The following is an 18,842-nucleotide window of genomic DNA, read 5'->3' as shown; positions in this document are numbered from 1 at the left end:
CATGCATCAGATGTCTAGTCAATTTATAAGGGATGATTATCAACAACAAACGAATCCTACGTATCAAATAGATTCCTATTTGGAATGATTACGGTTTTCGCAACATACTGAAATTTTTTTTCCTCAGATAATATGTGATATAAATCGGAATTTTCTTATATTTGAGACAAATCATCACTTAACCGTATTTTGACAAAGACAAGAAAGTGCTAGCTCTACTAGACTCCATTTTGGATACAAACGTCAGGCTAGAAAATCTAAGCAATGAATATTGTTGTATTAGAAACAAAAACTTCAAAAGCCAACAGCACAGCTGCGATAGAAAGTCGTCGTCGCGAATAAGAGTGGAGAAGAGATATGAGCTATGAACAATGGGACAAACTTGCCGAGGCTTATATATTCGTAATTAGTATTATGTGTGTCGCCTACATATTTAGAAGCTTTTTTGCACACAACCTAAAGCACTCCTCTTTACAAGTTTTCACTACCACCCTCTCTATAGGTTTCATTTATCTCATCATGTTGCTGGACCAAAGCTGGCAAATCTGGCCAACATTTGATGTGGAATATAGCTTCCAAACCGCACTTGCATTGGTATTTGTCTGCTTCTTTATAGTACATGGGCGCTTATCGAAGTGGATCGCGGGAGTATCAATGTTTGGATATATTGAGTTAATGCTATACCAAAATCACTATCAGTGGGCGGATGTCGTGACTACCGCCATCGTCATAGCGCCACTACTTCTATTTATTCACAGCCAAGCATCGAAAAGTTTTACTCTCGCTCCAGAAAAAAGCAAAACAGTCGCCAAGAAGTTCAGTTGAGCTTTGGTAATGCCAATGCCAGTAATTAACTGACCAGATAATTACTGAAATTGGTTTGAAGGCTCAAAAACTGTAAGTGCGCACTGCACAGATGAACATCATAATCGAAAACAACATTTGCAGCTGTTCTTTGCTCAACCGAACCACCCACTTCGCAGCAACTTTTGAGCTTAACGTTGCTACTGGTGCCATGATAAGGAGAGCAGGCAGATACAAATAACCAATTTGATACTCAGCATTTGTTGTTGTCACTTGAGTAGTACTCAACATTCCCACCAATACAAGAACGAAGGAAACCGAACTGCTAACGAGCGATCCCATCGCACACGCAGATTTAATATCTACACCACGCTTGACTAAAGAAGAAACCGTCAGTTCGTTACCACTTACACCTAACATACCTGATACAACACCAATCTTTACGCTCATACGTTTTGATAATGCTTTGTATTTATCCAAAAGATCCGTGCGCTCTGGCAACATGCTATAGCCAACCTGCGCCATCATCGCCGCGAGCATTAAAGTGACATATTTTTCAGGAATCCAGAACGAGAAGCACGCTCCAATAAGTAAACCAAGAGCAAGAATCGGTACTATTTGTTTATATAACGCCCAATTTAGGCGTCCTTTTTTATGATGTAACCAAAGGCTGAAACCCTTACTTATCAACGAGATAGATAAAGACGTTGTTGTCGCAAAGTGCGATGCTACATCAGTGTTACCAAACTTTTGACTAAAGAAAGCAAGAAGAACTGGGATGAGTACTAAGCTTGCACTACCACCAATCAAACCCACCAACAAACCAGCTAGAAGCGCCATTAGGCTTAAATCGAGAAAAAGCATAAATTGTCTCCCTTTGAGAAAATCTCGGCAGAAGATTACTCAAATAGAACGCAATTCTTAAAATATGATATTGACGAATACAATTCGCGTATAACAAATAATTAAGAAATGAAAAGTTAAAATTGTAGAGTGAATAAAATCTAGAATTTTAGAGACAACTCGGGGGCATTAATGCTTTGAATGTCATATAGCCTCCGTTGATAGATGGGTTTAAAATTAGAGAGCTTGATTGGCTACAATGTAGCTATCATCGGGAGGTGATTATTCCAAATTTAAGCCTGCTAGTAAAGTCTTATTTGGCACCGAAACATAGAAATAATTCATTCACAATAAGAATAAATTAACATTGAACTAAGTTAGTAAACTACAATTAAAAACTACCCAATACAATTAATCGATTGGCATTTATTTAATGAAATAAAACCTTAATAAAACGTAGGCTAGAGTTCACTACGATATTTAAATAAAAAATAATAAAAAAGGTTTACATTTATTTTCTGTGGATTATTATGTGCCGCATCCAAACAGCGAACAATCAACTCGCTGCCATGAACCCAGCGAAAGTTTAAGGAGACAAGATGCACAAACTCTATACTCCTCTACAACCTCCTTGTAGAAACTAATACTGTATCCGAAGAAACAAATAAACTTACTGGAAGCTATTTTTCCTTTTAAACTAACGTTTTACATATCTTAAGAGAGTCTTAAGATCATACGGGGACAGCGCTATGCATCGCTACTTTCCATTACAACCACCACCCATCAGCTTTTCCTAGCCGCTGATCTGCTGGTATCTCAACTGTATCGATATCTCACTAAATCTTTGACGTGTTCTCACGTATATAGTCGCAATCTTTATATCTTCAGTTTTACTGTAGTCAGCACCACAGCTATTGAGTAATATTGTTATCTATTTTAGATAATTCACACTTTAGTTTAAGTGGGCCATTGTACATCTATTAAATTCTTACACACTGGATATTATTTCCAGGGAATATGCTCGTGCAAATTTTGAATTTATTAAGCTTTATCCATTTTAAATAAATGGAGGACTCATTATGTCCTTAACATTACAAAAAACTTTACCAAATAATAAGCCTTCTAGCCCGTTTCTTTTCTCTTTTAATAGTAAGGATGTTATAGCCTTTATTATCTTTATTGCCTTTATCGTACTATATCGACATGGCTGGCATGATATGCACCGCTCTTTGCATCAGTTTCAGCCAGAAACAAAAGACTATTTATCTGAACTGCCATACGACATGCTGCGCACAACCATGCGCTTAGTGATTGGTATGTTCTTCTCCTTTATTTTTGCTCTAGTAGCTGGTGTTGCTGCTGCAAAAAATAAGCACCTTGAGCGTATTATCTTACCATTTATCAACATTATGGAATCCGTGCCACTACTCGGTTTCATTACGTTTTCCACCATCATTTTTATCAACATGTTCCCAAATAGCGTAATGGGGCTAGAGGCGGCGGCTATTTTCGGCGTGTTTACTGGTCAAGCTTGGAACATGGCGCTTGTTGTGTATCAAACGTTGAGAATCGTACCAAAAGAAGTGGACGAAGCCGCACAATTATTCCAGCTTAATGCATGGCAAAAATTCTGGCGCGTAGAGTTCCCTTACACAATTCCAGGACTACTTTGGAACACTATGGTCTCACAAGCAGCTGCTTGGTTCGCCATTGTCGCTTCAGAAATTATCCCTCTTGGTGATAAAAATATGCCTCTTCATGGAGTGGGTACCTTCATTCAAATTGGCTTGGACACCGCTGATGCGAAAATGATTGTTTGGGCAGTAATTGCAATAATCTTAAACATTCTACTATTCGACCAACTCTTCTTCCGTCCACTTGTGCGCTGGTCTGAAAAATTTAAATATGAGTCGCTCACCACGTCTCAGCACAATACTTCTTGGTTCTACAATCTGCTTTGCAACACAGTAATGCTTCCTAAGTTAATGCAACCTATTAAAGTGTTAGCTGAAATTGGAATCAATGGCAGCAAACGCTACCTCCCACGCATGCGTAAAGGACCCTATCTACCAAAGTGGTTCAAGCAACTTAGCGTCATTGCTTACTATGCCGTTGTCATCTACTTTTGCGCCGATTGGATTTACGATCTATGGAACTATGTACCAAAAAATGAAATCTTAGGTATGGCACCACTGATGCTAGAAACCACACTACGTGTTGTTGCAGCTATACTACTGAGCTTAGTGATTGGCGTTCCTGTTGGTGTATGGATTGGGTTAAGCCCACGAGCAACGCGCATTGCCCAGCCAATCATTCAGATCGGTTCTGCTCTGCCGCCAAACATTTTCTTCCCATTCGTGACGATGGCTTTGGTTTTCACCCATATGTCGTTAAATCTATGGACAATCCCACTCATCATGTTGGGTACCACTTGGTATGTTCTATTTAACGTTATTGCTGGCGTATCGACACTACCACAAGAAATGAGAGAACTTGCGGTCCTATTTAAGTTGAAAGGACGCACTTGGTGGATGCGCTTTATGCTACCAGCAATATTCCCATACATTTTGACAGGTATTATCAGTGCTGCTGGCGGCGCTTGGAACTCAGCCATTGCAGCAGAACTGCTTCAATGGGGAACCACAACTGTACACACATCTGGACTTGGTTATTACATCTCCAAAGCCACCATCGACAACGCGCTACCACAAGCAGCTCTTGGGTGCGTAGCCATGTCGGTACTCGTTGGAATTTGTATCGTAGTCATCTGGAACCCTCTCTACAAGATGGCAGAACGCAGATACAAAATTTCTTAATAACGCCAATAACAACGAACTAAAAATTTAATACAGATTTTGGAGATAACACCATGACTAAATTCAGCAACCAAGTAAAAAACATCAAAACTAACGAAAACGTTGTCATGATGGACTTACATGAGATCACTCATACTTTTGAGCAAGGAAAAGAGCAAAAAACGGTGCTAAGCAACATCAACCTTGGGCTCCACGAAAATGAAGTTATCGCAATTTTAGGTCGCTCAGGTACAGGTAAATCCACTTTATTGAGAATCATAGCTGGCTTGATTGAACCTTCACTGGGTCACGTACAATATTGCGGCATGCCAATGAACGGACCAATCGCAGACGTATCCATGGTATTTCAAAGCTTTGCTCTGCTACCTTGGCTAACGGTGAAAGATAACGTTGCTTTCGGTTTAGAAGCGCAAGGTATGCCACCAGCACTACGATACAAAAAAGCATATAAAGCCATCAAAATGATTGGACTTGAGGGTGAAGAAGAATCTTTCCCAAGCGCGCTTTCTGGAGGTATGAAGCAACGTGTTGGTATCGCCCGTGCACTCGTCGTAGAACCAGAAATTCTACTCATGGATGAGCCGTTTTCATCGTTAGATGTATTCACCGCGACGCGTTTGAAAGATGACATTATCACACTCTGGGATTCGAACCAGCTTAAAACTAAGAGCATGATATTCGTGACGCACAATGTGGAAGAGGCTATCGCCATGGCTGATCGAGTTATTGTAATGGACAGCAACCCAGGCCGCATCAAGTCTAATATCCGCATTGATCAAGCTCGCCCAAGAAATATGGATAGCCAAGAATTTAAAGCGTTGAAAGCCGATATTATTGACCAGCTTATGCATAACGACTAAGCCAATTTACGCTAAAAATACCACGCTCATATAGCGTGGTATTTTTTATCACCGTTACCCATAAGAACCAGTTTGGCGTGATGCCAGTAACAATTTAGCACTCTAAAAAGTACTTAACAGGCCGACCAAAAAGAAACATTTAGGTAACACAAAGCTTTCTTACAACTTCGTCATCACTTCACCATTTAAGCTATTATTATCAAAGCGTTATACAATGAATTTCAGCAAAAAAAACCTAACAGGTGAATTATTCCATTCCTTATCATCATCTTAAAAAATGCAATAAGTTGAACTTGCCGTGCTACTTGTTCGAATAAACTTCATACACTTGCTGATGTCAATTAACATTTCCTTTTCAATTAGCAATGTTTGTTGTCGGAATAAGAGTTCTGTATAGTCTCGCCATTAAATGGATTATAGCGCCACACTGACGATAAAAAGCGTGGTGATATTCTTAGGAAAAGGTTCAACAATATGATCTCAAATGATGCCGTAATCATGGGCATTTTGGCCGTTATTCTGGGCGGCGTATTTATTACCGAAAATAGCGCTAACCCTTTTTGGAAAAAGTTTTACACCTTTATCCCCGGCTTGTTGCTCTGCTACTTTCTACCCTCACTTCTCAACAGTTTTGGAATAATCAACCCAGGTGACTCAAAACTCTATTTCGTCGCGAGTCGCTACTTGTTGCCAGCAGCGTTAGTTCTACTGATCATTTCTGCTGACTTGAAAAAGATCATTGGACTTGGTCCTAAAGCACTCATCATGTTCTTTACTGGTACCATCGGCATTATTATTGGCGGCCCCATCGCTATTTTGCTGATCGATCAATTTAATCCAAACTTGGTTGAAGGTGACGTTTGGCGTGGGTTAACAACCGTGGCAGGGTCATGGATTGGTGGCGGTGCAAACCAAGCTGCAATGAAGGAAGTGTTTAACGTAAATAACGAGCTGTTTTCAGCCATGATCACCGTCGATGTTATTTGTGCCAATATCTGGATGGCGATTTTACTTATCATGGCAGGTAGGCAAAAGAAAGTGGATAATTGGCTCAAAGCTGACACTTCCGCTATAGAAGAGCTGAAAGTCACGGTATCGAAATACGAGAAAGAAAACGCTCGCCCTCTATCAACAACAGATACCATAAAAATCATCGCGATTGGCTTTGGTTTAACTGGTTTAGCTCACTTCTTTAGTGACATGATTGCACCGTGGATTTCACGCACAGCACCTGAGCTATCAAAGTACAGCTTAACCTCTGGCTTCTTTTGGCTGATCGTATTAGTCACCACTTTCGCACTTATCGCTTCTTGCTTCAAATCAGCGAAGAAGTTGGAGCATGCAGGCGCATCTAAAATTGGCTCTTCATTCATCTATGTACTTGTTGCCACCATCGGTATGCAGATGGATATCACCGCGATATTCGATAACCTAGGCTACTTCTTTATCGGTATCACTTGGCTAACCATCCATGCGGTTTTGATGATTGTGGTTGCCAAACTTATTCGCGCCCCACTGTTTTTCATGGCCGTTGGTAGTCAAGCTAACGTAGGCGGAGCAGCCTCTGCACCAGTCGTTGCTGCCGCTTTCCACCCAGCCCTGGCACCAGTAGGCATTCTACTTGCTGTTCTTGGCTACGCTCTCGGAACCTATGGCGCATATATAAGTGGCCTATTGATGCAAGTATCTGCAGGTTTTATTAATTAGCTCCGAAAAGCCTGTCTGTAATTGAAGCTTTAACTGGGTACTTTATAGCTCGCATACTCGCGAGCTATATCTCTTAAATGCAGTTGGAGCATAAAGATGACGTTGAGGCTCCCTAATAACTAGATAATCCACTTTTAGAGAATTACTACTCCCAGCAACACTAGTGCCAACAAATTGATTGCGCCAAATATAGCTCCGAGCCTCCACCATATCGCCTGTGAAATGTAGCCCGCACCGTACCAAATGGGAGATGGGCCAGTCGCATATGGAGTGATGATTCCCATAAGACCAAGCGAACCTACTAACAAAATCGCGAGGTGTTGGATCATTTCAGTAGGTAGAAGATTTGCAGCGACACCTAAAAATAACGGTAATAGAGCGACAGTATGGGCAGTGACGCTCGCAAAGAAATAGTGGAAGAGAAAGAATAATACTAGGATTGAAATTGCAATCACCAATGGCTGCATACCTACCAAGCCACGAGAAATTGAATCGGCCGCCCAACCTAAAAAACCCACCGTCTTCAAGCCGCTAGCCATCGCAACTAACGTTGCAAACCATATTAAAACGTTGAAAGCGCCTTTATTTGAAATGACGTCATCCCATGTAATAACCTTTGTCAGTACTAGAAGACACAGCACCGAAACCGCAGCTACGGTGCTATTAACGCCAATTTGCTTACCGAATATCCACAACACTAACGCAAGTCCAGCGAGACATAGCATGAAAATTTCATTTCTGGATATCTTACCCATTTTTTCTAGCTCTTTCGCAGCCCAAGCCGGTGCCTCTGGTGATTTTTTCTGAGTCGGTGGGTAAATAATGTAGGCTAAATAGGGTATGAGAAGAAACAAAGGAATGGTTATCACCGCTAATGTCGTAAACCATTGTCCCCAACTGATAACAAGACCCGTACTTTTTTCAACTAATGAGATAGCCAACAGGTTTGGCGCTAGGGCAGTCAAAAACATGGAGCTGGTCACGCAAGTAGTCGCTATTGCCACCCAAGAAATATATGCTCCCAACTTTCTTGGTTCATTTTCTGGCGTTGAATTGAACATTTGCGGGATATTTATCGCTATAGGAAAAATAGTACCTGCGCTTCTCGCCGTGTTAGACGGCATAAATGGTGATAACACCCCATCCGCAAAAGCCACTGCATAACCTAACCCTAGAGAAGTTTTTCCAAGCACCTTTACAAGCAATAAAGATATTCGTTTTCCCAACCCACTTTTCTTGTAGCCTAAAGCAAACATGAACGCCGCGAAGATTAGCCAAATAACGCCATTGGAAAAGCCACTCAGAGCCCAGTTTCTATTTGCTGTTGCAGTGTCACCGACTAACCCTAAAAAGGCACATAAAGATACTCCGGTAAATCCAATTAATGCAGCAGGTACTGGCTCTAAAATCAGGCCGATAATCACAGCTAAAAAGATCGCAAAGAAATACTGAGCATTGGGGGTGAGCCCCTCTGGTGTTGGAAGCAAAGCAACGAGGATAGCCACAACAATAGGCAATATCATATATACTATTTTATTTTCTATTTTGTCCATAAAATATAATCCTATAATTTTCTAGCTATACATTAACCCCTCATTATTAGAATTAATGTATTTAATATTCTTATTAAAATTTGTATCAAATTTATCCACCAATAAATGTATATTGTGTAAAAATATTGAATATTCATTGAGAAAAATGAACATATCATTAATCTCAATCAAATATTCGACACTTCAGTATTAATTCCGTGATTTTAGATAGTTTTGACGCACTATGAGATCAGAGATAATGTAGTATTTATGTTAATTGGCAAACAATTACAGGCGTGAATCAACTCAAACGGTTTTCTTTACTATTCATATAAAAATATTATGAAACACAACACATTTTGTTCATAAAACAAACAAAAAGGCAGTGCTTTCGGCTTTAAATCACAATCTGTGGTGATAACGCTCACAACATTACATTAGTTTGTTTAATTTTCTTTAATTTTTTTGCAATCCCCTGTTAACCTTTTCGACTGCTTCAGAATGGCTCTGAAGTAGATAAGAAAAAGGAGTGTTCATAATGAATACCAAAAAACCAATGTCTCTAACCGGGCGCGTAATTTTAGGTATGATCGCCGGTATATTGACTGGGTTCGTCATTCGAACCATATTTGCTGACAACGGATTTGTTGATAACTATATTGTTCACGGGTTATTTGAAGTTGGTGGAAAAATTTTCATCGCCAGCTTAAAAATGTTAGTAGTTCCTCTTGTATTCGTTTCTCTTGTTTGCGGAACTAGTTCGTTAAAAGATCTCTCAACGTTGGGCCGAATGGGCGGCAAAACTCTGGGGCTTTACATAGCAACGACAGCCATTGCTATCACATTGGCGTTGACTATGGGGACGCTATTCCAACCAGGTACAGGTGCTGATTTAGCAGCAGCCACCTCTTTTGCTCATGCTGAAGCTCCGTCTTTAGGCCAAGTCATCGTTAATATGTTCCCAACTAACCCAATTAACGCGATGGCTCAAGGCAATACTTTACAAATCATTGTGTTTGCTATCTTGTTTGGTATCGCAATCAGCGCTGCTGGCAAACCTGGTGAACGCATTGCTGCGGTATTTGCGGATCTAAACGAAGTCATCATGAAGCTCGTTGCACTGCTGATGCATATTGCTCCATACGGCGTATTCTTCCTAATGGCTAAGCTGTTTACAGGACTTGGTTTGGAAGCCATTCTGAATTTGGCGGCTTACTTTGCTGTCCTAGCAGGAACACTACTACTTCATGGATTTGTGACTTACGGACTGCTACTTAAAGGTTTTACTGGATTAAATCCATTTACTTTTTTCAAGAAAATGGAAGATGCTGTAATGTTCGCGTTCTCAACCGCTTCCTCAAACGCAACGATTCCAGTGACTATGGAAACTGCAAAAAACCGAATGGGCGTCGACAACAAAGTCGCTTCATTTACTGTTCCATTAGGTGCAACCATTAATATGGATGGCACCGCTATCATGCAAGGTGTAGCAACCGTCTTTATTGCTCAGGCATTCAACGTTGATCTAACAATGACTGATTACCTGACAGTTATTTTGACAGCAACTCTTGCCTCTATAGGCACCGCAGGTGTTCCTGGAGTGGGTCTAATTATGCTTGCCATGGTTCTAAACCAAGTAGGCTTGCCACTTGAGGGAATCGCACTAATCATGGGTGTTGACCGCCTACTGGATATGATTCGTACCGCAGTGAACATTACTGGTGATAGTGTTGTGACTATTATTGTCGGCAAGTCGGAAGGTGCGTTCGACCAAACTAGATTTAACGATCCAAAAGCAGGTGAAAAAGAAGAAGAAGTTCATCTTTCACACGTTTAATCGCTTTTTATAAAACTATAAACCTCGGGGCCACCTAACCTCGAGGTTTTTTCATTTCTGTAAGACAGCTATATCGGGTTAGCTGCTATCCCATACTTAATACAAACTATACACTTAAGCTCATATAATGTATAAAATCAGAATGTTACTAGATTATTAAATTTAACAGATTCGATACATCTCACGCCGCTATTGATAAATAAACGTTACACTTTCTGCCATCTAAATCTTAGGGAGTAAAATGTTATGGATCGACGTTGGTGGGCAATTATTGGCGTAATAGCGCTGTCTGCAACCCCTACTTATGCCACGACAAGCACATCTGACATGCCTTCAATGACAGGCTCTACCATTGGTATCGTAGCCATCATTATTTTTGCTATAGCTTACGTAGTCGTTATGCTCGAAGAGTTTTTACAGCTACGTAAATCGAAACCCGTATTGTTGGCAGCCGGTATCATTTGGGCGATGATCGGTTACGTATATCAACAGCAAGGCCACATCGATCTAGCCAAATTAGCCTTAGAACACAATTTGTTGGAGTATGCGGAGCTACTACTCTTCTTGCTCGTTGCTATGACCTACATTAGCGCGATGGAAGAGCGGCGACTGTTCGATGCCCTTCAGGCTTGGATGGTTGGTAAAGGGTTCGACTTTAAATCTCTTTTCTGGCTTACAGGAATTCTTGCCTTTTTCATCTCACCGATCGCCGACAACTTAACGACTGCTCTACTGATGTGCGCAGTGGTGCTAAAAGTCGGTGGCGGCAATACTCGCTTTATTAACATCGCCTGTATCAATATCGTCGTCGCTGCAAATGCCGGTGGCGCTTTTAGCCCCTTTGGTGACATAACCACACTAATGGTCTGGCAAGCTGGGCACGTTTCATTTTCAGAGTTTATGCCTCTTTTCCTACCATCGGTCGTCAATTACATAATACCGGCCGTTATTATGTCCTTTTTCCTGCCAAGCTCTAAGCCACAAACGACTCACCAACATGTAGAGCTTAAGCGCGGTGCAAAAAGAATCGTCGGCTTATTTATTCTAACAATCGCAACTGCTGTTGCTTTCCACGCGGTGTTACATTTCCCTCCCGTTATTGGCATGATGATGGGATTAGCCTATCTTCAATTTTTTGGCTATTTCTTGCGCGCTACACTCAAACGTTCATTGTCGAAGAAAGCCCATAAAGCAATTGCAGAAGGTGATGACGCGGCGCTAAAACGCTTAGGTTCAGTCGTTCCTTTTGATGTCTTCCGCCGAGTCTCGCACGCCGAGTGGGACACATTATTATTCTTCTATGGCGTGGTAATGTGCGTTGGGGGGCTAAACTTACTCGGTTACCTTGCTATGGTATCTGACGTCATGTATACCCAATGGGATCCGATTTGGGCAAATATCATGGTTGGTATTCTATCTGCGATAGTCGATAACATTCCAGTCATGTTTGCAGTTTTGACCATGGACCCAACGATGTCGATGGGCAACTGGCTTCTTGTGACATTGGCCGCCGGGGTTGGCGGTAGTTTACTCTCAATTGGCTCAGCTGCTGGAGTCGCTTTAATGGGGGCAGCTCATGGCAAGTACACCTTCTTTGGCCACTTAAAATGGGCGCCTGTTATTATGATTGGGTATGCTGCGAGCATCGGCGCTCATTTGTTGCTGAATGCGAACCTGTTCAACTGACAAAACTCTAGCACCTCAATCTAGCTATGATTGAGGTGTTGCCCTACGCCAGCGGTTGGCCATCTTGTATTTTGGGCACGAGATACAGGTTAAGAACTCTCCAGTACCGTGAATACTCATCACTAGATCATCACGTTTTTCAACCGAAGAGTTGCGCAGAGTAATGTGAACCTTCCCTTCTACTACCTTGTAATTTTTGGTCACCTGAGTGTAAGGGGTGATGTATTTCATGACTCCATCTTCAAAACTTAGAACGCTTGCCTCTTCCTCATCACTTTGATAAATACCGCTGAAGCTATAGGTGTCGCTATCAACCAAACGTTCGAGTTGATCTTGTAAACACCCTTGTAGCAACAAGGAAAGCAAGCTTACTGTAGCACCTTTCGAAAACATCCCTATATCCATATAAATTACTCCATCGCACCTTCTAACTTTAACAACCGCTCTTTTCTGCTAACTCCACCGGCATATCCGGTTAATTTCCCACTTTTTCCAATTACTCTATGGCACGGCACAATGATCGAAATAGGGTTCTTTCCGTTTGCCAAGCCTACAGCTCGAACAGCTTTCGGATTGCCAATCTGATTTGCGAGTTCCTGATATGATATTGTCTTTCCGTATGGAATATTTATCAGGGCTTGCCAAACTGAGTTTTGAAACTCGGTACCTTTGGCAACTAAAGGCAAATCAAACTTCTCTCGTTTTCCTGCAAAATACTCATCTAGCTGTTTTTTTGTTTCGAGCGCTAATATCGAACTATCACTTCGAGTACCAAGTTGCTCAGGCTGAGTTGTCTGAGTTTCAAACCAAAGCCCCAAAATCCCGTCGTCGTTAAATTGCAGCGTTATCTTTCCTAATGGGCTATCAAAATCGGTATAATTATTCATGACTGATGGCTCCAACAATGAAAAGTCGCGTAACTTCCCCAAGGTGACACTGAGTCAGAATTTAGTTCTGGAAACTGTTGTAACGCCTTCTTAACGACTAAGTCGCTATCCATAAAACAATTCGGCTGAGACTCACCTCTTAACTTGGCGTAATTAACAGTCCACGGTCCAATTCCTTTAATTTGTTGCCAATCCTCGATTTCACCTTGAGGATTTTCGCGATAATATTCAGCAAATCGTTTTAATGTTTCCTTACGACTATTTGGCATTTTCAAAACACTTAGGTCAGCTCTCAAAATATCTTCCTCTGAAGGGAAGCCATATTTTCCACAAATGTCACCATTTATATTTTCCACCAAAACATTCAGCTGATTAATAGCATTATCGACTGACACCTGCTGACCTAGAATAGCTCGAATACCCGCTTCCCAATTGTTCCATACGCCAGGTATACGAATCCCCGAATATTTCACTAAGTCACCAGACAAAGCGCTTAAGTGATTTTCAACCTGAACAATATCTGTATCTAAATCAAATATTCGGCGTAGCTTAGAAATTAAAGATCTCAAGCGTGATATATCAGACATCTCAAACTCTACTCTCAATTTGTTTTTATCAGGATATGCCTGAAAATACCCCGTACAGTCATCAATTTTAAAATTTCGCTTATAACAACGTTCATCTACATGCTCTAAATTTCTTATCGCCCGCTTGCGATAAAAATTTAATAAAAATTGCCAATTTATTGACCCGTGAATCGTTAGGTCAACAAAGTCGTGAGATTGATGTATAGAGTTTGATGCTCGTATTTCTGATGGTGTGAGCTTGATTTGCTTTATAAAGGCATCGTTGAATCGTCTAAGGCTGTTAAACCCACTTGCAAATGCTATATCGGTTACAGACATAGAGCTGGAGCTTAAGAGATTTTTTGCAAACATGAGCTGCAAATACAAACTGTATTGTTTCGGAGACATTGCTAAATATTTCTTAAAAAGCTGCCTTAAATATCGATCGCTAATACCCAGCCGTACAGCCATACTTTCAACACTGTTACGCTGTAGCTCCCCAGCCTCAATCATTTTCAACGCTCTGACGAAAGTCGTTTCTACCCCTCTCCACGCCCAAGAACTTGGTGAACTATCTGGACGACAACGCATGCATGGCCTGTAGCCAGCACTCATCGCTTGAGCTTGCGTATCGAAATATTCAACATTTTCCTCTTTAGGTAAGTTTGCTGGGCAAATCGGGCGACAAAAAATGCCCGTGGTTTTAACCGCAACAAAAAAAACACCATCAAATCGTGAGTCACGCGACATTCTTGCTTTTTGGCACTGCGATTTAGTTAAGGTTGAATAATTTGACAAACCCATCACTAACCCTCTAATTTTCACCGATATTTATATTGTATCCTGTCCCCAAAAAGCTACTAGCCATTTTCGGAAGTAAAAATAATCCTTGCCAAACCCCCTAAGTTTTTACTAAATTTTCTAGGACAACGTCACAAAATTTATTAACAATCAAAAAATAATATTAAAGGATATTGGCTATGGTCCTACACGCATGCACTATTACACTTAATAATAATAAAATTTTAAAATGCAAAACCGTCGAACAATCACTTGGGATTATTGAATCTCACGAAACGGATAATATTAGTAATGTTATTCTCGATGTAGACGACGGAAACAATATTAAAACCTATCAGCACCTCACATTGGAAGAATCAATCGAGAGCTTGATGAACTTGTAGATTTTTTGTGTTTATCGCCACTCCTACTGCTAGGGGTGGCTATTTACTTCACGTTTATCACTAACCCTTGCACTTCCACACCCAATTTATGGACAGCGTTACACGATTTGAATGTAACCGCCTCGTTTGTTCAATCGACAACTCAATATTTGTCACAACTTTCATTTCGCTAGTTCAATTTGTCATAAAGTTGCAAGACAAATCCGCATAATAGTGGTCGTATATATCGACAAACTTTAATAAAAAAGTCGATAACATATTTTCCAACTTAATCTACAACTTTCAATAACTGAGGTGGCTATGTCAGAAGTTGAATTCCGCTTTGGGAAAAAGCGTTTTTACGATAACGTAAAATTTCCTAGGGGTTTTGCTAAATCTGGAGATTTCACTCTTGCAGAAGAAGAACTATTAACACTATATGGTGACACTATGTCGGCTCTAGAAAACGGAGAGCTCGACCCAATAAATTCAGTGGAAAAGCACTTCCTCAAGGTGTTATCCCATCCTAACAAGGCAAAATCAAAACTAGAGCGGGTATGGATTAAATACGCTCAATTATCTAGAAATCGGAAGCAATTTCACTCCTTGAGCGGATCACAAATGGATCGAAAGAAAGTCGCCTCCGACTCTCTATCTCATAGCGTATAGGGTGTTTCAGGCTTTTTGAGAACTCTTAGCACCTAAATTTCCATCATTAAAAAAGCCACCAGATAACTGGTGGCTTTTTTTCATATCACGAGCTATTTACAACTAAATATTACATTCTGATCAAAAAAAATGGCTAACACTGCAAACTTAATTTATAATGCAAATTATCTTTTGAGCCAAACTGATTTGGATAGGGGCATACAATGAGACTGATCCCACTACGAACCGCATCTCAAGTAGGTAAGTGGTCCGCTGCACACATAATGAAACGTATTAACGACTTTAAACCATCTGAAGACCGACCTTTTGTGCTAGGACTTCCAACTGGTGGAACACCATTAGCTACGTACAAAGCGCTAATTGAAATGCATAAAGCTGGTGAAGTTAGCTTTAAACACGTAGTGACGTTTAATATGGATGAGTATATCGGTATTCCAGCTGATCATCCTGAGTCATACCGTACTTTTATGTACACCAACTTCTTCAATCACATTGATATTCAAGATAAAAATATCAACCTTCTTGACGGCAATGCAGATAACAACGAAATTGAATGCCAACGTTACGAAGACAAAATCAAATCCTATGGGCAGATTCACCTTTTCATGGGCGGAGTAGGCAATGATGGTCATATCGCATTTAATGAACCCGCTTCTTCGCTATCTTCTCGAACCAGAATTAAGACTCTGACCGAAGATACTCGCATCGCCAATTCTCGCTTTTTTGATAACGATATTAATCAAGTACCGAAATACGCGCTAACAATTGGTGTCGGTACCCTATTAGATGCAAAAGAGGTAATGATCCTCGTGACTGGCCACAACAAGGCACTTGCACTAGAAGCGGCCGTCGAGGGCTCAGTTAATCACCTTTGGACCGTTTCAGCGCTTCAGCTACATCCTAAATCTGTGATTGTGTGTGATGAGCCAGCAACGCAAGAGTTGAAAGTTAAAACAGTGAAGTATTTTACTGAGCTAGAAGCGGAAAACATAAAAGGCTACTAATAGGGATCTCTAAAGATTGTTTCGATATTTTGGGGTTAGCTGAAAAGCTAACCCTTTTTTTATTGAAACGACTTCAAACCGAAACAAAGGCAGCATTTTTGCCGAATTATTTCATAACCCCAATAAGCTTGAGCAACCTATCACCACTTATAATAACGGTATGATTGGTGTAGCTTTTAGACAATGAGCCAGTCTTACCCGTGTGTATAAAATACCCTTTTGTTTTATTTTGCTTACATAGATCATCGAAAGCTTTGACATGATTAGCATTGATATAGTTTGAATACCTCTTCGACTGAATAAGATACCAGCTATTTCTAATTCTAACTTGCCCATCAATACCTCCGTCATGGCTATATGACTGGTTTCGACGCACTTTGTAACCTTGCTCTTCAAATGCTAGCAACACTAGCTCTTCGAAAGCATACGGGCTCATTCTGCGTAGATAAGACATTGCTCGCCTAGGCGCAAAACGTTTTACTTTTTTAAAGGCCCTTTTCGCTTGGTGAATATATTTTTGGTGTGATTCTGGCAAAGATTGAATACTGCTCTTGCGCAGAAACGACACATAAAAACTAAACAAGCAGAGCGCCAATGCTGCAACAAACCACCAAGGGTTAACGACTGATAATAAGCCTCCAATTGTAGAGAGTAGCGACTTAGCATAAATGAGTCCTTTTCTAGCTAACTCGTGAAACAGTAATCCTAGCCAAGCGATATGATTAAAATTAATTATTTGGACTCTCCCATATCTTAGTGTTATTAAATTTAAACAATAGGAAACATGAAGTAACAAGTTAATTACACATGTAACTATATGAAATTAATATTAAAGATATTCGAACGGGCGTCAATAAAATTCTAAGTTTAGCCCTCTGTGAGCTTAAATAACGAACGAATCTATTTAAGAAAAGTTGAGCTTAGCTTCGGTGGCTAAGCTCTAGTTTAGACAAGGCTATGGCTTGTTGATCGTTGGTTGTCAACAGAATGAGCTCTCCAACGTAGCCTAATTGTTTGAAGCACTTTTTTTCTGCATCGCGTTTACAAACACTTGCTCCATACCTGGAATATTCTTTGACTTAGCTTCTTTGACTAAATCAATTGCCCTAGGAACATTATTAGTATCAACAGCCGCCTCTATCGCAGTCTTATAATATTCAGTTTTGGATAGCACTGGAGCTGGTTTTGGTGACTGCAGATTAGAGCTTGTAGTAGAGGTTCTGTTGTAGTGACTGACACTTGCGTTTGCATTTTCTACATTGACTGTAATCACACCTTCATCTGAGTGAAGCACTTGAAGGTACTGCTGGGCAGGAAGTTCAGCTCCTTTCGACTTAGCCTCTAAATATTTGGGATTAATAATTTGCGTTTTGCCACCAAGTGAAGATTTTTGCGTGTATACGATAAGGTACACCTGAGCAGCACCCATAGGTGGTTGAAAAGTTTTGTCTGCCACCAAGTGGCCATTCAAACCAAATTTCGGCAACTGATACTTAAAATCGGCGCTATCAAAAGACTTTAGGACTGTTCCTTGAGCACTCATAATCACCGCAGAAGGATAGAACACGCTTTTGTTGACCGTACTCGAAATTTTGATATCCAGATTTCCACTATCTGCTGGTATATTGAAAGCAGCCACTGGGCTATCGACAAAACGTGACTTTAGATATTGGGTGTGTTGGTTAATTTCAATAGTCGCCGTACTTGGAACACTTAACGTGGTACGTTGCAGCTCGAAAACTGAGTGAGAAGTTCTCTGACTGACGGGAATACTTTCTTCAACCGTAGTCGTTACACAACCTGACAAAATCACACTACAAATCACAGCAATAAAGCGTATTTTCATACTTTTGTTACCTTACATAGCCAGACGGAACGGAATCCAAACTAGCCCAAAAGAAAGAATTCAGCAGATAATAACGAGCCAAAGTCAACGTGTCTATTTAATCGAATTAATCAAGATTAACACGTGATAGATTTTTGAGATTAGGGGCTATGCCAAGCGTAACGACTCTAGCCCGCTAGATTTTCGGTAGTAGAAGACGCTATAGTGCTGAACTAAAGCAATAACGGATAGTAAAAATGAAAAAACTTCTACTTTTAATCCTCGTCACCATCACGTTAAGTGCATGTACTGATGAAGTAGGATCAGTAAAATGGTGTAATCAATTGAAAGAAAAACCAAAATCTGAATGGACTACAGACAATGCAGTTAATTTTGCCAAGTACTGTGTTTTCCAGAACGAAATTGGAAGTAAGACGTGGTGCAAGGATATGAATGAAAAGCCTAAAGGAGACTGGACCGGCAATGAAGCGATAGAGTACGCAAAGTATTGTGTACTTTAAATACGCTTGTTCGGAATCTAATTAGCAAACAGGCAGGTCCATACCTTCAAATCAATTCGTATTCATGTGAGCAGGCTTTACCAGCCTGCTCTGGATAGTGATGGGTGTCATTGGATGAAGCA

At 40.6% G+C, this 18,842-nt stretch carries 16 protein-coding genes; 9 read left to right on the top strand and 7 right to left on the bottom strand.

All coding sequences use genetic code 11. The features are described 5' to 3' along the window. Window positions 1–357 precede the first annotated feature (357 nt). Entirely contained in the window at window positions 358–825 is a 468-nt protein-coding gene (locus ACM2FC_RS02835) for a hypothetical protein (RefSeq protein ID WP_498479311.1), read from the top strand. 63 nt (window positions 826–888) lie between these two features. On the opposite strand, the gene ACM2FC_RS02830 is transcribed toward ACM2FC_RS02835, so the two are convergent. Then, on the bottom strand, window positions 889–1,668 hold the full coding sequence (locus ACM2FC_RS02830) for a sulfite exporter TauE/SafE family protein (protein ID WP_498479310.1): 780 nt from the start codon (window positions 1,666–1,668) through the stop codon (window positions 889–891). A 1,058-nt stretch (window positions 1,669–2,726) separates the two neighbouring features. Here ACM2FC_RS02830 and ACM2FC_RS02825 point away from each other — a divergent pair. The 3 genes from ACM2FC_RS02825 (at window position 2,727) to ACM2FC_RS02815 (ending at window position 7,030) form a co-directional block, all read left to right on the top strand. Continuing rightward, the gene (locus ACM2FC_RS02825) at window positions 2,727–4,463 is read left to right on the top strand and encodes an ABC transporter permease (RefSeq protein WP_498479309.1); all 1,737 of its coding nucleotides are present in this window, start codon (window positions 2,727–2,729) and stop codon (window positions 4,461–4,463) included. 53 nt (window positions 4,464–4,516) lie between these two features. Beyond that, window positions 4,517–5,323 (top strand): ABC transporter ATP-binding protein, encoded by an 807-nt coding sequence (locus ACM2FC_RS02820; RefSeq protein WP_498479308.1) that lies wholly within the window; start codon window positions 4,517–4,519, stop codon window positions 5,321–5,323. Window positions 5,324–5,797: 474 nt separating this feature from the next. After that, a complete protein-coding gene (locus tag ACM2FC_RS02815; protein WP_498479307.1) occupies window positions 5,798–7,030 on the top strand; it encodes a DUF819 family protein in 1,233 nt (410 codons plus the stop codon). A gap of 134 nt (window positions 7,031–7,164) precedes the next feature. Here ACM2FC_RS02815 and ACM2FC_RS02810 read toward each other — a convergent pair whose 3' ends face one another. After that, window positions 7,165–8,583 (bottom strand): DASS family sodium-coupled anion symporter, encoded by a 1,419-nt coding sequence (locus tag ACM2FC_RS02810; protein WP_498479306.1) that lies wholly within the window; start codon window positions 8,581–8,583, stop codon window positions 7,165–7,167. Between the two features lie 517 nt (window positions 8,584–9,100). Here ACM2FC_RS02810 and ACM2FC_RS02805 point away from each other — a divergent pair. Both ACM2FC_RS02805 and nhaD read left to right on the top strand, forming a co-directional pair. Then, window positions 9,101–10,399, top strand: a complete 1,299-nt coding sequence (locus tag ACM2FC_RS02805) for a dicarboxylate/amino acid:cation symporter (RefSeq protein ID WP_498479305.1) — start codon at window positions 9,101–9,103, stop codon at window positions 10,397–10,399. 246 nt (window positions 10,400–10,645) lie between these two features. Then, the gene (gene nhaD / locus ACM2FC_RS02800) at window positions 10,646–12,085 is read left to right on the top strand and encodes a sodium:proton antiporter NhaD (RefSeq protein WP_498479304.1); all 1,440 of its coding nucleotides are present in this window, start codon (window positions 10,646–10,648) and stop codon (window positions 12,083–12,085) included. Window positions 12,086–12,109: 24 nt separating this feature from the next. On the opposite strand, the gene ACM2FC_RS02795 is transcribed toward nhaD, so the two are convergent. The 3 genes from ACM2FC_RS02795 to ACM2FC_RS02785 are packed head-to-tail and all read right to left on the bottom strand — an operon-like array spanning window position 12,110 to window position 14,342. Then, entirely contained in the window at window positions 12,110–12,490 is a 381-nt protein-coding gene (locus tag ACM2FC_RS02795; protein ID WP_498479303.1) for a hypothetical protein, read from the bottom strand. 5 nt (window positions 12,491–12,495) lie between these two features. Beyond that, entirely contained in the window at window positions 12,496–12,972 is a 477-nt protein-coding gene (locus tag ACM2FC_RS02790) for a methylated-DNA--[protein]-cysteine S-methyltransferase (protein WP_498479302.1), read from the bottom strand. Further along, the gene (locus tag ACM2FC_RS02785; RefSeq protein WP_498479301.1) at window positions 12,969–14,342 is read right to left on the bottom strand and encodes a DNA-3-methyladenine glycosylase 2 family protein; all 1,374 of its coding nucleotides are present in this window, start codon (window positions 14,340–14,342) and stop codon (window positions 12,969–12,971) included. The genes ACM2FC_RS02790 and ACM2FC_RS02785 overlap by 4 nt, the downstream gene beginning before the upstream one ends. Window positions 14,343–15,022: 680 nt before the next feature. On the opposite strand from ACM2FC_RS02785, the gene ACM2FC_RS02780 reads away from it, so the two are divergent. Together ACM2FC_RS02780 and nagB are read left to right on the top strand one after the other, a co-directional pair. Further along, a complete protein-coding gene (locus ACM2FC_RS02780; RefSeq protein WP_498479300.1) occupies window positions 15,023–15,370 on the top strand; it encodes a MaoP family protein in 348 nt (115 codons plus the stop codon). 203 nt (window positions 15,371–15,573) lie between these two features. Continuing rightward, window positions 15,574–16,374, top strand: coding sequence for a glucosamine-6-phosphate deaminase (nagB, locus tag ACM2FC_RS02775; RefSeq protein WP_498479299.1), 801 nt, complete (start codon window positions 15,574–15,576; stop codon window positions 16,372–16,374). 106 nt (window positions 16,375–16,480) lie between these two features. Here the strand turns inward: nagB and ACM2FC_RS02770 are convergent, their stop codons facing one another. Both ACM2FC_RS02770 and ACM2FC_RS02765 read right to left on the bottom strand, forming a co-directional pair. Then, window positions 16,481–16,957: a restriction endonuclease gene (locus ACM2FC_RS02770; protein WP_498479298.1), complete on the bottom strand. Its 477-nt coding sequence runs from the start codon at window positions 16,955–16,957 to the stop codon at window positions 16,481–16,483. 423 nt (window positions 16,958–17,380) lie between these two features. Next, the gene (locus tag ACM2FC_RS02765; RefSeq protein WP_498479297.1) at window positions 17,381–18,220 is read right to left on the bottom strand and encodes a MalM family protein; all 840 of its coding nucleotides are present in this window, start codon (window positions 18,218–18,220) and stop codon (window positions 17,381–17,383) included. Between the two features lie 236 nt (window positions 18,221–18,456). On the opposite strand from ACM2FC_RS02765, the gene ACM2FC_RS02760 reads away from it, so the two are divergent. Then, the gene (locus ACM2FC_RS02760) at window positions 18,457–18,720 is read left to right on the top strand and encodes a DUF3012 domain-containing protein (protein WP_498479296.1); all 264 of its coding nucleotides are present in this window, start codon (window positions 18,457–18,459) and stop codon (window positions 18,718–18,720) included. The last annotated feature ends 122 nt before the right edge of the window (window positions 18,721–18,842 follow it).

The sequence above is a fragment of the Vibrio sp. A37 genome, assembly GCF_059777565.1.
This window is presented reverse-complemented; position numbering and strand designations above follow the sequence as displayed.

Coding starts and splice junctions, on each gene's coding strand:
- ACM2FC_RS02780 (WP_498479300.1), top strand. CDS start 15,023: ATGTCAGAAGTTGAATTCCGCTTTGGGAAAAAGCGTTTTTACGATAAC.
- ACM2FC_RS02785 (WP_498479301.1), bottom strand. CDS start 14,342: ATGGGTTTGTCAAATTATTCAACCTTAACTAAATCGCAGTGCCAAAAA.
- ACM2FC_RS02835 (WP_498479311.1), top strand. CDS start 358: ATGAGCTATGAACAATGGGACAAACTTGCCGAGGCTTATATATTCGTA.
- ACM2FC_RS02790 (WP_498479302.1), bottom strand. CDS start 12,972: ATGAATAATTATACCGATTTTGATAGCCCATTAGGAAAGATAACGCTG.
- ACM2FC_RS02805 (WP_498479305.1), top strand. CDS start 9,101: ATGAATACCAAAAAACCAATGTCTCTAACCGGGCGCGTAATTTTAGGT.
- ACM2FC_RS02820 (WP_498479308.1), top strand. CDS start 4,517: ATGACTAAATTCAGCAACCAAGTAAAAAACATCAAAACTAACGAAAAC.
- nhaD (WP_498479304.1), top strand. CDS start 10,646: ATGGATCGACGTTGGTGGGCAATTATTGGCGTAATAGCGCTGTCTGCA.
- ACM2FC_RS02815 (WP_498479307.1), top strand. CDS start 5,798: ATGATCTCAAATGATGCCGTAATCATGGGCATTTTGGCCGTTATTCTG.
- nagB (WP_498479299.1), top strand. CDS start 15,574: ATGAGACTGATCCCACTACGAACCGCATCTCAAGTAGGTAAGTGGTCC.
- ACM2FC_RS02825 (WP_498479309.1), top strand. CDS start 2,727: ATGTCCTTAACATTACAAAAAACTTTACCAAATAATAAGCCTTCTAGC.
- ACM2FC_RS02810 (WP_498479306.1), bottom strand. CDS start 8,583: ATGGACAAAATAGAAAATAAAATAGTATATATGATATTGCCTATTGTT.
- ACM2FC_RS02765 (WP_498479297.1), bottom strand. CDS start 18,220: ATGAAAATACGCTTTATTGCTGTGATTTGTAGTGTGATTTTGTCAGGT.
- ACM2FC_RS02795 (WP_498479303.1), bottom strand. CDS start 12,490: ATGGATATAGGGATGTTTTCGAAAGGTGCTACAGTAAGCTTGCTTTCC.
- ACM2FC_RS02830 (WP_498479310.1), bottom strand. CDS start 1,668: ATGCTTTTTCTCGATTTAAGCCTAATGGCGCTTCTAGCTGGTTTGTTG.
- ACM2FC_RS02760 (WP_498479296.1), top strand. CDS start 18,457: ATGAAAAAACTTCTACTTTTAATCCTCGTCACCATCACGTTAAGTGCA.